13 protein-coding genes are annotated in these 13,519 nt (G+C 60.8%); 3 read left to right on the top strand and 10 right to left on the bottom strand.

The window, feature by feature from the left end:
• Window positions 1-67 precede the first annotated feature (67 nt).
• From BMY73_RS25650 to BMY73_RS25640, 3 genes are all read left to right on the top strand, one after another.
• Window positions 68-766, top strand: coding sequence for an MOSC domain-containing protein (locus tag BMY73_RS25650; protein ID WP_092410640.1), 699 nt, complete (start codon window positions 68-70; stop codon window positions 764-766).
• Window positions 763-1,464 (top strand): aminotransferase class III-fold pyridoxal phosphate-dependent enzyme, encoded by a 702-nt coding sequence (locus BMY73_RS25645; protein WP_092410638.1) that lies wholly within the window; start codon window positions 763-765, stop codon window positions 1,462-1,464. Before BMY73_RS25650 ends, BMY73_RS25645 begins: the two co-directional genes overlap by 4 nt.
• A 188-nt stretch (window positions 1,465-1,652) precedes the next feature.
• On the top strand, window positions 1,653-1,814 hold the full coding sequence (locus BMY73_RS25640; protein WP_092410636.1) for a YqaE/Pmp3 family membrane protein: 162 nt from the start codon (window positions 1,653-1,655) through the stop codon (window positions 1,812-1,814).
• A gap of 293 nt (window positions 1,815-2,107) precedes the next feature.
• Here the strand turns inward: BMY73_RS25640 and BMY73_RS25635 are convergent, their stop codons facing one another.
• The 10 genes from BMY73_RS25635 to BMY73_RS25590 form a co-directional block, all read right to left on the bottom strand.
• Complete coding sequence (locus BMY73_RS25635) at window positions 2,108-3,934, bottom strand: S9 family peptidase (RefSeq protein ID WP_092410634.1); 1,827 nt, start codon at window positions 3,932-3,934, stop codon at window positions 2,108-2,110.
• Window positions 3,900-5,099: a pyrroloquinoline quinone biosynthesis protein PqqE gene (pqqE, locus tag BMY73_RS25630; protein ID WP_371914999.1), complete on the bottom strand. Its 1,200-nt coding sequence runs from the start codon at window positions 5,097-5,099 to the stop codon at window positions 3,900-3,902. Before pqqE ends, BMY73_RS25635 begins: the two co-directional genes overlap by 35 nt.
• Window positions 5,071-5,346, bottom strand: a complete 276-nt coding sequence (gene pqqD, locus BMY73_RS25625) for a pyrroloquinoline quinone biosynthesis peptide chaperone PqqD (protein ID WP_062385273.1) — start codon at window positions 5,344-5,346, stop codon at window positions 5,071-5,073. Before pqqD ends, pqqE begins: the two co-directional genes overlap by 29 nt.
• A complete protein-coding gene (pqqC, locus tag BMY73_RS25620; RefSeq protein WP_062385271.1) occupies window positions 5,343-6,098 on the bottom strand; it encodes a pyrroloquinoline-quinone synthase PqqC in 756 nt (251 codons plus the stop codon). Before pqqC ends, pqqD begins: the two co-directional genes overlap by 4 nt.
• A 148-nt stretch (window positions 6,099-6,246) precedes the next feature.
• Window positions 6,247-7,158: a pyrroloquinoline quinone biosynthesis protein PqqB gene (pqqB, locus tag BMY73_RS25615; RefSeq protein ID WP_092410632.1), complete on the bottom strand. Its 912-nt coding sequence runs from the start codon at window positions 7,156-7,158 to the stop codon at window positions 6,247-6,249.
• Between the two features lie 94 nt (window positions 7,159-7,252).
• A complete protein-coding gene (gene pqqA, locus BMY73_RS25610; protein WP_008365141.1) occupies window positions 7,253-7,324 on the bottom strand; it encodes a pyrroloquinoline quinone precursor peptide PqqA in 72 nt (23 codons plus the stop codon).
• A 156-nt stretch (window positions 7,325-7,480) separates the two neighbouring features.
• Window positions 7,481-9,937 carry a pyrroloquinoline quinone biosynthesis protein PqqF gene (gene pqqF / locus BMY73_RS25605; protein WP_092410630.1) on the bottom strand — a complete coding sequence of 819 codons (2,457 nt, stop codon included), beginning with the start codon at window positions 9,935-9,937 and terminating at the stop codon, window positions 7,481-7,483.
• A 64-nt stretch (window positions 9,938-10,001) separates the two neighbouring features.
• A complete protein-coding gene (locus BMY73_RS25600) occupies window positions 10,002-10,802 on the bottom strand; it encodes a carbon-nitrogen hydrolase family protein (protein WP_092410628.1) in 801 nt (266 codons plus the stop codon).
• Window positions 10,803-10,813: 11 nt separating this feature from the next.
• Window positions 10,814-12,508, bottom strand: coding sequence for a flavin monoamine oxidase family protein (locus tag BMY73_RS25595; RefSeq protein ID WP_062385263.1), 1,695 nt, complete (start codon window positions 12,506-12,508; stop codon window positions 10,814-10,816).
• A gap of 139 nt (window positions 12,509-12,647) precedes the next feature.
• Window positions 12,648-13,109, bottom strand: a complete 462-nt coding sequence (locus tag BMY73_RS25590) for an Lrp/AsnC family transcriptional regulator (RefSeq protein WP_062385556.1) — start codon at window positions 13,107-13,109, stop codon at window positions 12,648-12,650.
• Window positions 13,110-13,519 lie beyond the last annotated feature (410 nt).

The following is a 13,519-nucleotide window of genomic DNA, read 5'->3' as shown; positions in this document are numbered from 1 at the left end:
TGGTCGTTTTGACTCGCGGAGCATAGTCTACGCCCAACTCACAAGGGTTACAGGGCCATAACGCGCAATGAACAGTGTCCACGTCGAAGGTGTTTACATAGGTAAAGCGAAAAATCTGGGTCATGGATTGATCAGCGATATCGACAAGCATCGACTGGACCGACGCTTATGGCTCTGGCCGCAAGGCCTGGGCACTGACGAGCACGGTGACCCGCGCTTTCATACCGGGCCGGAGCGTGCCCTGCATCACTATCCCCGCGAGCACTATGAATACTGGCGCAAGCATTACCCGCACATTGACTGGCGCGCACCAGCGTTTGGCGAAAATCTCTCTTCTCAGGGCCTGACCGAAGAACATGCCTGTCTGGGTGACCTGTTTCGCTGGGGCGGCGCGTTGCTGCAGATCAGCCAACCGCGCTCGCCGTGCTATCGCCTGAGCCACAGTTGGGGGCTTCAAGACCTGCCGCAACACGCGCAAGACACCGGGCGTTGTGGCTGGTTTTACCGGGTGCTGAAACCCGGTTTCGTCAGCCCTGACGATCCCTTCGAATTGATTCAGCGTAGCTACCCGGGGCTGACAGTCGCGTCGGCGTTACGGAGTTTCTATCAGGAGCCGTTGGAGCATGCGGGCCTGAAAAAGCTGGTCGATTGCCCGGCGCTGTCTTCTCGCTGGCGGGACATCGCCCTCAAACGTCTGCGCACCGGACGCGTCGAGGACTGGAGCGATCGCCTGTTGGGCCTGCCACTGGAGGGGTTGCGCGCATGAACCTGTTCAAACGGCTGCGCAGCACGGAAGCCGACCGCAGCCGTCCCGTCGACTCTCCTGCGTTGCTGTCGCCCCTTCAGCGCCTGCGCCAGCGTACCGGCAGCGACCAGGCGGGACTGTTCGCGGATGAAGAAAGGGCCTTCGGCGGGGCGATGGCCCTGGCGCGCAAGTGGGGCGAGCGTCATCGCCGTGGTCAGTGCGGCGTTGTCGTCGCCAGCGGTGGTCGTTTCGATTCGCTGATCGAATCCAGGGCGACTGGCTTCAGCCGTGTGCCTTTCAACGATCTGACGGCCATGGCTGCGGCGGTGGACTCCACCACCGTCGCCGTCGTGCTGGAGCCCATTCAAGGCGAAAATATCGTCACGCCAGCGTCTCAGGCGTATGTGCAGGGCGTGGCAAATCTCTGCCGCGAGCTGAATATTTTGCTGATTCTCAATGAAGCCCGCGGCACGGTCGGTCAGCAGGGTGGATTGCTCTGCGAAGACGCCTACGGTGTGCGCGCCGATATCGTGGTGCTGGGCGACCATTCCAATTGCAGCCCACGCAGCGCGGCGCTACTGGCCCGTGGCGCTGCCTGCACTGCCGTTATCGGCGAACTGCCGGGCTGGGTGGAAGAACCCACCTCGGTACGACCTTCCCGGCCCGTTCAGCCCGCCAAACCGCACAGACAGGCGGTGCCCAGAGCGCTGATGGCATAACCCAACTCCTTGTCCGTATACCGTCTTGCGTTTTGTGCGCTTCGCCCTGCACCGGCGTCCTGGGTGCGGGGCGTTTTTTTGTGTGCGTTGATAGCGTGGTGCTATGCGAGGCGGAACCCCTGCAATCGAGCAAGGTCGATTAGCTGTGTGACCCGAATGGGTCATCTTCTCAATCAGGAGCTTCACCCATGGACATCATTCGCATCATCTTCGCCATCCTGCTGCCACCCTTGGGCGTGTTCCTGCAAGTCGGCTTCGCGGGCGCCTTCTGGCTCAACATTCTGCTGACCCTGCTCGGCTACATCCCCGGCATCATCCACGCGGTATACATCATCGCCAGCCGCAAGTAATTCCAGCTCCACACGCATTCACCGAATCTGCTGCCGCTTCGCGCCAGATCGCGGGACAAGCCACGCTCCTACGGTCTCCGGCCAGAAGCGGTGTCTCGATTGATCGTTCCCACGCTCTGCGTGGTAACGCAGCGACTGACGCTCTGCGTCAACGTGGACGCGGAGCGTCCTGGCAGGCATTCCACGCAGAGCGTTGGAACGATCCTGAATTGTAGGAGCTGCCGGGGTGGCGCTCCACCTTGTCCCGCGATCTGGCGCGCAGCGGCAGCAAAATCAGGCGACCCCGTTTTTCTTCAGCTATCCATCACCTTGCGGTAGAACGCCCATTCGGTTTCCAGTGCGTGAGCCAGGTTGCTGGCCTTGCGAAATCCGTGGCGTTCTTCGGGGTAGAAATGGCCTTCGGCGGCGATGCCTTTTTCCAGAAGGGCATTGAGCATGTCGCGGGTCTGGGCCGGGACGACCACCGCGTCGAGTTCACCCTGAAAGAAAATCACCGGCACCTTGATCCGGTCGGCATGCAGCAACGGCGTACGCTCGCGGTAGCGCGCCATGTCGATGTCGGGATCGCCGATGAGCCAGTCCAGGTAATCCGCCTCGAACTTGTGTGTGGCTTCGGCCAGCGCCAATGGATCGCTGACGCCATACAGACTCGCCCCCGCGCGGAACACGTCGTTGAACGCCAGCGCACACAGGGTCGTATAACCGCCCGCGCTGCCGCCACGAATGAAAGCGTTGTCCGGGTCGATCAGGCCGCGCTCGCCCAAGTGCCCGACCACCGCGCAGGCATCTTCGACGTCGACCACACCCCATTCCAGAAACAACGCCTGCCGATATGCGCGGCCATACCCGGTGCTGCCGCGATAGTTGAGATCGGCGACCGCAAAGCCACGCTGCGTCCAGAACTGGATGCGCGGGTCGAGTACGGGATAACAGGCGGACGTCGGCCCGCCGTGAACAAACACCACCAGCGGCGGCCTTTCTTTACCGTTCATGGCTGGGTAGAAGTAGCCGTGCGCTTCGTCATTGCCGCTGGGGTAGCGCAGCGCTTGCGGGCGACTGATGCGTTCGGCGGGTAACGGCGCAACACCCCCCGCCAGGACGTTAACGCTTTTGTCCGTGCGATTGATCGCCACCACGGCAGCAGGTTTGATCGCCGAGGCGGCGATGCAATAGATGTATTGATCGTCAATCGCCAGGCTGCGGAAGCGGGCGTATTCACCGGTGAAATCCTCCAGCGAGCCGTCCTTCAGACGCAAGCCCAACACACCGGTGCCGTTTTCCGTCCAGCTCGCCAGATAAGCACCATCGGTCAGTGGCAGCCAGCTTGAACCTCCCAACTGCCAGGGCGCTGGTGCGTGGTCGGCCCTGGCGGCGGGCAACGCTTCGAAGCCGTCCAGCGTCTCCACCCAGGGCTGCCAGAAACCGGCGCGGTCGGTCAGGCAATACAACCGACCTGCGTCGTCGAAACGAGGTTGTTGCAGGGCTTCCAGACCTAAACCGCCCGCGAGGCAACGGGCACGTCCCCAGTTGCCATCGGGTTGACGCTCGACGCTCATCAGTCGCGTCGAGGTCCACGGTTGGTGCGGGCGCCACCACTCGATCCACACCAGGCGATCGCCCTTCGGGCTCAGGGTTGGCGATGCATAAAAGTCGGCGCCTTCGGCCAGCACTTCACGCCTGCCATCGACAAGTGCGATTGATACCAGACGATGAACATCCTGATCTTCCTCCACCGCCAGAATGTGCTCACGCGCACATCGGACATCGCCGTAGCGCTTGTCGCCTTGAGTCAGGGCATATGGCGTGCTGGCGTCGAAGGGCTGGAGGTAGATCTGTTGATCGGCTTCATTGACGAATACCACCGCATCGTCGGTCAGGCAGAACGAGCCTCCACCGTATTCGTAGACCCGGCTGCGAACGCTGAAGCCATCCGGCGTCAGGCATGAAAGGACACCGTCGCTCCAGCGCCAGATGCGCGAGGCCGCGTCCTGTGGGCGAAATTCATTCCAGAAAAGGCCGGCGGGACTGACGCTCAGTTCAGCAAAATCGATCCCTGCCGCCACGGCCTCGGCGGCAGAGAGCAGGTCAGGATTTGGCGATGAGGCGCGAGTTTCGTTCATTGCGGAAGGCCAGTTGCTCGATGGTCTGGCTAGCATACTCGGCTTCATCGCGGGCTTGGGTGATCAGGCTGTGCTGAGGCGACTTGCTGCACACCGGGTCCGCATTGCTGGCGTCGCCCGTAAGCATGAAGGCCTGACAGCGGCATCCGCCGAAATCCTTTTCTTTTTCATCACAGGAGCGGCAGGGTTCCGGCATCCACTCGTAACCACGAAAACGGTTGAAGCCAAAGGAGTCGTACCAGATGTGCTGCAGGCTGTGGTCGCGCACATTCGGGAACTGGATCGGCATCTGCCGCGCGCCGTGGCAGGGCAGGGCGGTGCCGTCCGGGGTGACAGTAAGGAACAGATTGCCCCAGCCGTTCATGCAGGCTTTCGGACGTTCCTCGTAGTAGTCGGGTGTCACGAAGATCAACTTGACCGGGTGATTTTCGGCGGCCAGTTTCACGCGGTATTCGTTGGTGATGCGTTCGGCACGCACCAATTGATCCTTGGTGGGGAGCAGGCCCACGCGATTCAGCTGAGCCCAGCCGTAGAACTGACAAGTGGCCAACTCGACGAAGTCCGCCTCCAGCGCCACGCAGAGCTCGATGATCTTGTCGATCTTGTCAATGTTGTGTCGGTGCGTGACGAAGTTGAGGACCATCGGATAGCCGTGCTTTTTCACGGCGCGTGCCATTTCCAGCTTCTGCGCGAAGGCTTTTTTCGAGCCGGCGAGCATGTTGTTCACTTGCTCGTCGCTGGCTTGAAAGCTGATCTGGATATGGTCCAGACCCGCTTCCTTGAAATCGATGATCTTCTGTTCGGTCAAACCGATGCCCGAGGTGATCAGGTTGGTGTAGAAACCCAGCCGTCGAGCCTCTGCGATCAGCTCGGCCAGGTCCTGCCGGACCAGTGGCTCCCCACCGGAGAAACCGATTTGCGCGGCGCCCATCTGCCGGGCTTCGGCCATCACCTTGAACCACTGCTCGGTGCTCAGTTCCTGCCCCTGTTTTGCGAAGTCCAGCGGGTTGGAGCAATAGGGGCATTGCAACGGGCAGCGGTAGGTCAGCTCGGCGAGCAGCCACAGAGGCAATCCGACGGCTGGCGTCGGCGGAATGTACGGTTGCGAATGGACTGGCGCCGGCTCGAGACCAGGCTCAGGCGAGTTCGATCCAGTGTTCTGCACGCGCGACCTCCATGAATTGCTCGACGTCGGTGCCGAGCTCGGGAACGCCGGGGAATTTTTCATCCAGCAGGCCGATAATCGCACCCACCGTACGCTGGCCGTCGATCAGGCCGCCGATCTCGCTGGCGCTTTCGTTGAGCTTGATCATGCCTTCCGGGTACAGCAACACATGGCCATTCTGCGCCGGCTCGAACTGAAAACGGTAACCCCGGCGCCAGCTGGGCACTTGTTCGCGATTGAAACTCATAGGGCAATTCCTTTGTGCCAGACGCGTTGGTCGGTGACGCTGTGGTAGGGCGGGCGGTTGAGTTCGTAGGCCATGCTCATGGCGTCCAGCATGCTCCACAAAATGTCGAGTTTGAACTGCAGGATTTCCAGCATGCGCTGCTGGCCTTCCCACGTCGTGTAGTGCTGCAACGTGATCGCAAGCCCATGCTCGACATCGCGACGAGCCTGGCCGAGGCGCGTGCGGAAGTATTCGTAGCCGGCCGGGTCGATCCACGGATAGTGCTGCGGCCAGCTGTCCAGGCGTGACTGGTGGATCTGCGGGGCGAACAGTTCGGTCAGCGAGCTGCTGGCGGCTTCCTGCCAACTGGCGCGACGAGCGAAGTTCACGTACGCATCGACGGCGAATCGTACGCCAGGCAGGACCAGTTCCTGCGAGCGCAGCTGATCCGGGTCCAGCCCCACGGCCTGACCCAGACGCAGCCAGGCTTCGATACCGCCGTCTTCGCCCGGCGCGCCGTCGTGATCGAGCAGACGCTGAATCCACTCACGCCGAATTTCCCGGTCCGGGCAGTTGGCCAGAATCGCGGCGTCCTTCAGGGGGATGTTCACCTGATAATAAAAGCGGTTGGCGACCCAGCCCTGAATCTGCTCGCGGGTCGCGCGGCCTTCGTACATCGCCACGTGAAACGGGTGGTAGATGTGGTAATACGCACCTTTGGCACGCAACGCCTGTTCGAATTCAGCGGGGGACAGCGGCTTTGCTTCGCTCATGTCGGCAGTCTTCCTCAAGAATCTCTGCAAAATCCTGTGGGAGTGAGCTAGCTCACGAAAAGGCAGGTGCATCCGACGTCTCTCTAGCGGCTGTCACTCAGCATTTGTGAGCAGGCTCACTCCCACATTTGTTCTGTTTACGCGCGTACTACAACTCGATGCTCATGCCATCGAACGCCACTTCCACCTCTCGGCGTGCCAGCTCGGCGCGCTCGGGTGAGTCCTCGTCGAGGATCGGGTTGGTGTTGTTGATGTGGATGAGCACTTTGCGCTGTCTGGGCAGTTTCTCCAGCACTTCCAGCATGCCGCCGGGGCCGTTCTGCGCCAGGTGACCCATCTCGGTGCCGGTTCGCGTGCCCACGCCTCGGCGTTTCATTTCATCGTCGTCCCACATCGTGCCGTCCACCAGCAGGCAGTCGGCGCCGCTCATCTTTTCCATGAGGGCATCATCGACCTTGCCCAGGCCCGGTGCGTAGAACAGCTTGCCGCCGGTGCGAAGGTCTTCGACCATCAGCCCGATGTTGTCGCCGGGGTGTGGGTCAAAGCGGTGAGGCGAGTAGGGCGGCGCGGCGCTGCGCAACGGAAACGGCGTGAAGCGCAGGTTCGGGCAGGCGGGAATGACAAAGCTGCCTTCCAGTTCGATGCGGTTCCAGTCCAGGCCGCCATTCCAGTGCTTGAGCATGGTGAACAGCGGAAAACCTGTGGTCAGGTCTTCGTGGACCATGTCGGTGCACCAGACCTGATGCGGACAACCTTCGCGCAGGCTCAGCAGGCCGGTGGTGTGGTCGATCTGGCTGTCCATCAGAATAATCGCGCTGATGCCCGTGTCCCGCAGGCCGCGATTGGGCTGCATGGGGGCGAAGCCTTGCAGTTGAGCGCGAATGTCGGGGGAGGCGTTACACAGAATCCAGTTCACGCCGTCGTCCGACAGGGCAATGGACGACTGTGTGCGAGCGTGCGCCCGCAGGCTGCCGTCGCGAAAGCCTGCGCAGTTGACGCAGTTGCAGTTCCACTGAGGAAAACCGCCGCCCGCCGCCGAGCCGAGAATATGGATGTGCATGTGTGCTCCGTACCGAGTGGGTTGCTGCGCCCGAAAATCTGGAATCCTCTAACAAAAAAGCCCCGGCGAACCGAGGCTTCTCACCGCGCAGACATCAACGGCTTGCGAAGTACATGGTGACTTCAAAGCCGATGCGCAGATCAGTGTAAGCAGGTTTAGTCCACATAAAAGACTCCTTCTGGGTTAATGCAACGGTGGGTGACTACATCTTTAGTACCCCTGCAACAGGAGACGTTCAAATGCTTAGGGAGCTATGTTACTAAAAATAACACGACCTCATCGCTGAAATATCCGATAAAGCTTTTTGCATTTCCAACAAGGATCATCTCGCTGGAGGCCCCGGCATGTCTGGGGCGGGGCGATTGGAAAGGCAGAACACTGTGGTCTCGGGTAGCGCTACCTGATGGGCGGCGCGTTGCAGCGCTTCTGGGCGCAAATGTGCAAACGAATGTTGCAGACGCTCGAGGTAATGCACCGAATGCCCGGCCAGGTGAGCCTGCCAGAGCATTTCTGCAGCCTGCGAGCTGTCCAGGTTTCCTGGATCGAGTTGGTTTTGAAGCGCCGTAATCTGCGCGTCGAGGTCAGCACTCTCGATCAGATCGGGCAATGTCCTCATGAAGGACTGGACGTAATCGACCAATTGTTCCGCACGTACGCTGGGTGACTGCACGCCAAACAACAGCCCGCTCTGGCCGGCAATCTGTCGGAAACCGCTGAATACCGCGTAGCCCAGTTGCAGCTCGACACGCAGACGTTGATAGAACGGCGCCTGCACCAAGTGTGCGAACACGCGCCATATCGCCTCGTCTTCAATGAGGGTCGACGGCGATGGGTAGAACACCAGCACCGCATCTTCTGACGCCCCCGACGTCTCGTGATGCCAGCGTTTGCCCGGCGCCAAAGCGGGTGGATGAATAGGTTTTTCCTCTGGAAGTCCGGGCGTCAGCTTCAAGGCGTGAGTGAGAGCGGGTCGGGTGGGCCCTTCCAGACCGGTTGCAAATCCGATCCAGCGGGCGTTTGCCCAGACGCTGCCCAGGTCACGGATTTCTGCTGCGTTGACGCTGTTCAAAAAATGATCAGGCAGTACGCTGAGCAATTGGCGAATCGGGATCGGCACAGGTGCCCGGCTTGGCTGTCCGTAGCGCGAGCGCGTCTGTGCATCTGGCTGACTGAGCAGGTAAAGCGCGTGTTCCAGCACCGCAGGAACGGGCTCGGCCAGTCCGCTTATTTTCAACTGCCAGAAGTTTCCATAAGCGCTGAAGGACAGTGCCACGCCGGCTTGGCGGGCATCCTCGGTCAGCGATTTCAGGCTGTCGTTGAGCATGAGAGCGAGCTTTGGCTGCTGCGCTGGTAACGTCCAGCGTAGATAGGCCGCCGCTTCGCCGGTGGCTGGGAGCACTTCACTGAAGGTAAATGACGGCAGAGGCCCAGAGAGGCTTTCTGTTTGGGGGCCAGGGCGCAGGAAAGGATTGGGCTCGGGCAGCCGCCAGTCGATCCGCTCTGGCGATGAAGGGGCGATTTCAGCGCTCGACTGCAACAGCCTTTGCGGCGTCAGGGCTTCGAGCAGCGCATCCACGGCGCGTATTTCCTGATCCGATAGACCGGGCTCGGTTCTCGTCTCGCCGCTGTAGTGCCTGGCAAGCGCCAACGCGCCATCGACGGTGAGGCGACGTTGTGCGAGCAGGGCGTATTCGTTGAGCAGTTGACGGTAATGGGCTTTGAAGAAGGTCAGCCAGTTGAATAGCGCATCGGAAACCTGTGTCCGCGCGTCTGACGTCTTCGCAGGCAAGCGCGCTCCTACAGCGGAAGGTGTTCCTTCAGTAGCGAAGGCGTCGGTCAGCATGGCTTCGACGCTGAGCAAAACCTGCCCGTCAAATTCGTAAAGCACCTCTGCCTTGAGCGATTCGATCAGCCCTCGATCACGCAACGTGGCCACCAGACCGCCCGGCTGCGCGTTATTCATCCAGGTGCAGAGAAACGCGGCAGCCTGCGCATGGCCTGGCGGCAATCCCTCGCAGGCGAACGTCAACTGGGCCTGTCCGGGAACCTCTTCTGCGCACGGCCCGGCGGGTTTGTCCATCAGTGCCGGAGGCTTGAGCTGATCAATCCGACGACCCTCGGCGAAATAGCTACCCCAGGTCTCGGCCAGCGCCTGCAATGCGTCCAGCGGCTGCGGTCCCGCCAGACTCAAGGTCATCTGACCTGCCTGATAGAACCGGCGGTAGAAATCCTGCAACGCCTGCTGAAACGCCGGGCGCGGGACCGGAAGGCTGAAGCGGTTGCCTGCATGAAACCAGCGAAGAGGGTGCAGAGGCGATATCGGTTGCAGTCGTTTCAGCTGACTGCGCGACGCGGCGTCCCGAGACCAGGCGATGAACTCCGCATGCAGCACCTCCCGTTCACGCAATTGATCGGCCATCGACAAGCGCGGGTGAGCCAGCATCTCGCACAACCGCTCCAGACCTTCGGCAAAGACAGCCGCAGGCAACTCAAAAAAGAAGTCAGTGGTGCGTTCTCGCGTGCTGGCGTTGAGCTGTCCGCCATGGCGCTGAACGTAGGCCATCAGGTTTTCGTCGGCCGCAAAGCGCTCCGTCCCGAGGAAGAACAGGTGCTCAAGAAAGTGCGCCAGCCCTGGCCACTGTTCAGGCACATCATGACTGCCCGCCGCGACCCGCAGCGCCGCCGCGCAGCGTTTAAGGCGCGGCGCCGAACACAACGACACACGCAGGCCGTTGGAAAGGGTCAGTGAGCGGTGGGTGGATGAATCAGGGGCAGGCATGACGTTTTCCGCAGTGCTCGGGAAAGTGAGTGGTCATGCTAGCGGATAACGGCAGAAATCGCGTTCAGTCCTTGATCAGCCCCGCGTAAAAACCGGGGCGCCGGTCCTTGAAATAAGTATTGATGGCCTGCGATTCGCTCATCAATTGTCGATCCAGTTCCGCGACCACCAGCGTTTCATCCTGACCGGCCAGGCCGATCTGTTTGCCGTCCGGCGCACAGACACTGCTCAAGCCGCAGTAATGAATGTCGCCCTCGCTGCCGCAGTAGTTGGCGTACACCAGATAGCACTGGTTTTCGAAGGCGCGCGCCCTCACGGTAACTTCAGCGACGAAGTCATAGGGCGCCATGTTGGCGGTCGGCACCAGAATCAGGTCAACGCCTTCCAGCGCAAGACGTCGCGTGTTTTCAGGAAACTCGACGTCGTAGCAGATCAGGAATCCAAGCTTCCAGCCCTCGAATTCCACGATGGGGAAATGCTCTTCGCCTGCACTGAACATCGATTTATCCAGTTCTCCGTACAGGTGTGTCTTACGGTAGTTGCAGAGACGCGAACCCTGAGCGTCGATCAGTTGCACGGCGTTGTAGATCTGGCCATCGGCGCCCGACTCGGGATAGCCGTACAGAATCGCCACACCCGTTGCCTGAGCGATCGTGGCGATTGCCTGTGCTGCCGGACCATCACTGCGTTGCGCCAGCGAACGAGCGGCCTGCGCACCGATGTTGTAGCCACTGAGAAACATCTCCGGGCACACGAGCAGCGCCGCGCCTTGCGCCGCCGCTTTGATCGCCTGTTCGTTGAGGCGCTGCAGATTGCCGCTGACATCCAGCGGCAACGGTGGGCATTGATAGAGCGCAACGCGCATGAGGTGGCTCCTTATTCCGGCAGCACGATCGGGCCGATTTCGTGAAAGACATCCCCCGGACCCGGGTTCTCGGCGTGGGTCTTGCCGCCGAAGTGGGTCATGATGCCCCACACCGCATTGAGCGAGGTCTGCACGGCGCCTTCCACCCAGGCAGGGGTCCACGACACGTCATCGCCCGCGATGAAAATACCGCGCTGATCGTCAGGCATGTCCTTTTGCATGAAGTGCGCATACATGCGCTGGTTGTAACGGTAATGGCCCGGCAGCGCGCCTTTGAAGGCACCGAGGAAATGCGGGTCGGCTTCCCACGATACTGTGATCGGATCGCCGATGATGCGCGCGGCAATGTCCACTTTCGGGTAGATCTTTTTCAGCGCCCCGAGCGCCAGGCTGACGCGCTTTTCCACCGGATGCGGAAGCATTTTCAGTGCGTCGCTCATCCACGAATACGACAGGCAGATCACGCCCGGCTTTTCGACGCCGTTGGCGTAGGTGCCGTTATCGAACAGGTAAGTGCCGCGGGTCAGGCGATCGGTGAGCGTCATGCTCATCAGGTCGCGGCCGGTTTCCGGGTCTTTGTCTTTCCAGAACGGGCGGTCGACCATCACGAAGGTTTTCGATGATTGCATGTAGCGCGTGCGGTCCAGAGCCATCCACATCTTCTGTGAAAACAGCGACTCCTCGCATTCGATCTGCGTGGTCAGCAGCCAGCTCTGGCAGGTGGCCAGAACCGCGTCGTAATGACGGGTATCTCCCCAATTGTCGGTGACGGCGAACTGGCCGTCGGCCGCGCGCGCAATCCGTTTCACACCGGTGCGCGGTGCGCCGTGGTGCAGCGTCGACAGGCTGGTACCTTGCGGCCAGTGCGCGCACCGCTCAGGAACATGACGCCAGATGCCGAGCGGCACTTGTTCCACGCCGCCGACGATCAGGTGTTGGTGGTCGTCGCAGTTGGTCATGACCACGCGGAAGATTTCCAGCATCGAGTTAGGGAAATCCGAGTCCCAACCACCGGTGCCGAAACCGACCTGGCCGAACACTTCGCGGTGATAGAACGAGAGCTTGGCGAAGGCTTTCGAAGTGGCAACGAAGTCGTAGAAGGTGCGGTCGTCCCACAGCGGCACCAGCTTGTCCCACAGTTCCTTGAGGCGCGGGACATCGCGATCCCGGATGGCTTGCTGAATGTCCGCGAACTGTGCGCCGTCTTCGAGGGCATCGGCCCAGGCGTCGGCGACTTCCTGAAACAGCGCAGGCAAGTCCGACAGCTTCTGTGCGTAGTGGGTCGTGCCTTCCAGGTCGATCACGGTGCTGCCGGACGCCGCGGTCAGCGGGTTGGGAAACGGCCGGGACTCAAGGCCCAGTTTGTCGACGTAGTGATAGAACGCTGTGGAGGACACCGGAAAACGCATACCGCCCAGTTCGGCGATGATCCCCTCGGTCCCTTCGAACTGTTGCGAGCGCAAACGCCCGCCCATTTTTGAGGCCTCGTACACGACAGGTTTGAGGCCGAGCTTCATCAGCTCATACGCGGCGACGAGGCCTGCGATGCCCGCGCCCACGATGGCGACTTCTTTTCCAAGGTTCTCGGTCGGAATGCTGCCCAGGCCCGCCGGGTGCTCGATCCAGTCATCGAAGGCGAACGGAAAATCCGGGCCGAAAATCGTGATCGGTTTTTTTCCGTCGGCGGGGTGGCGATTGTTCTTCATGACTGACCTTGTTCGACTGAGGGCGCGAAAAGGACAAGTCTAGATAACAGTTGAACCGTTAATAAGACGCAGAGTGTCGTCGTTATGTAGAGATTTAAGGCAATGTGACGAAAGGAGGCGTCATTTTGAATGATCAGCGCTAAACCGGCTGCCCGCGGTCAATCTTGCTGCTGAGAATGATCGACGTGGTGGTCTTCTCCACGCCATCGACACTGCCGATCAGGTCCAGCAGTTGATCCAGTTGTTCGGGCGAGTCAGTCCGCAGCCAGGCCACGTAATCGAACTCGCCACTGACGGCACACAGTTGCTGCACTTGGGCCAGCGCGCTCAACCGTCGCAGCACCTCCTTGCCCGAACGAGGCTGTACGGTGATCCCGACATACGCCTGCAACCCGCCGTCGACCACGCGCTGGCTGAGTCTCACGCCATAGCCGGTGATGATTTTCGCCTTCTCCAGCCGCGCCAGCCGCGACGTCACGGTCGTGCGAGCGATGCCCAACTGGCGAGCCAGATTGGCAACGGGCTCGCGGGCATTGATCTGCAAGGCCGCGATCAGTTGGCGGTCGATATCATCCAGGGCGGGAGGGCGAGTGTCGGGCAAGAGCTGAATCTCCATCGGCAAGCGCGCCATGTTACCCGTTGTCGAACGCCCGGTCAGGCATTAGTCCGGTAGGCGCTGGCTTGCAAACCTGGAAGAGCCCCTGCACCTGATGTAGGCCGACCCACCGCCTTCGCTGCCGTCGTAACCTCCGACGTCTCCCACAGGGAGCGCGTAGACCGTGAAATCGTGGCTGCCACATGGACAGTGCAGATCAAGCATTCACGGCTCCCAAATGTTTTGTGTCAGGCGCAGGTTCATAGTGGGAGATTCTATGGTTCTCGGACCGGTGGTGTCAGTCCGGTTTTGAGAGTCGCAACGCCTGCCAGCATGCGCCACATCCCGGATGACGCAGAGCGTCATTGAATGTGTTACCACGCGGAGCGTCGGAACAATCAGCTTGCTCGCGATGG

Source organism: Pseudomonas sp. NFACC02 (genome assembly GCF_900110765.1).
Lineage (GTDB): Bacteria > Pseudomonadota > Gammaproteobacteria > Pseudomonadales > Pseudomonadaceae > Aquipseudomonas.
This window is presented reverse-complemented; position numbering and strand designations above follow the sequence as displayed.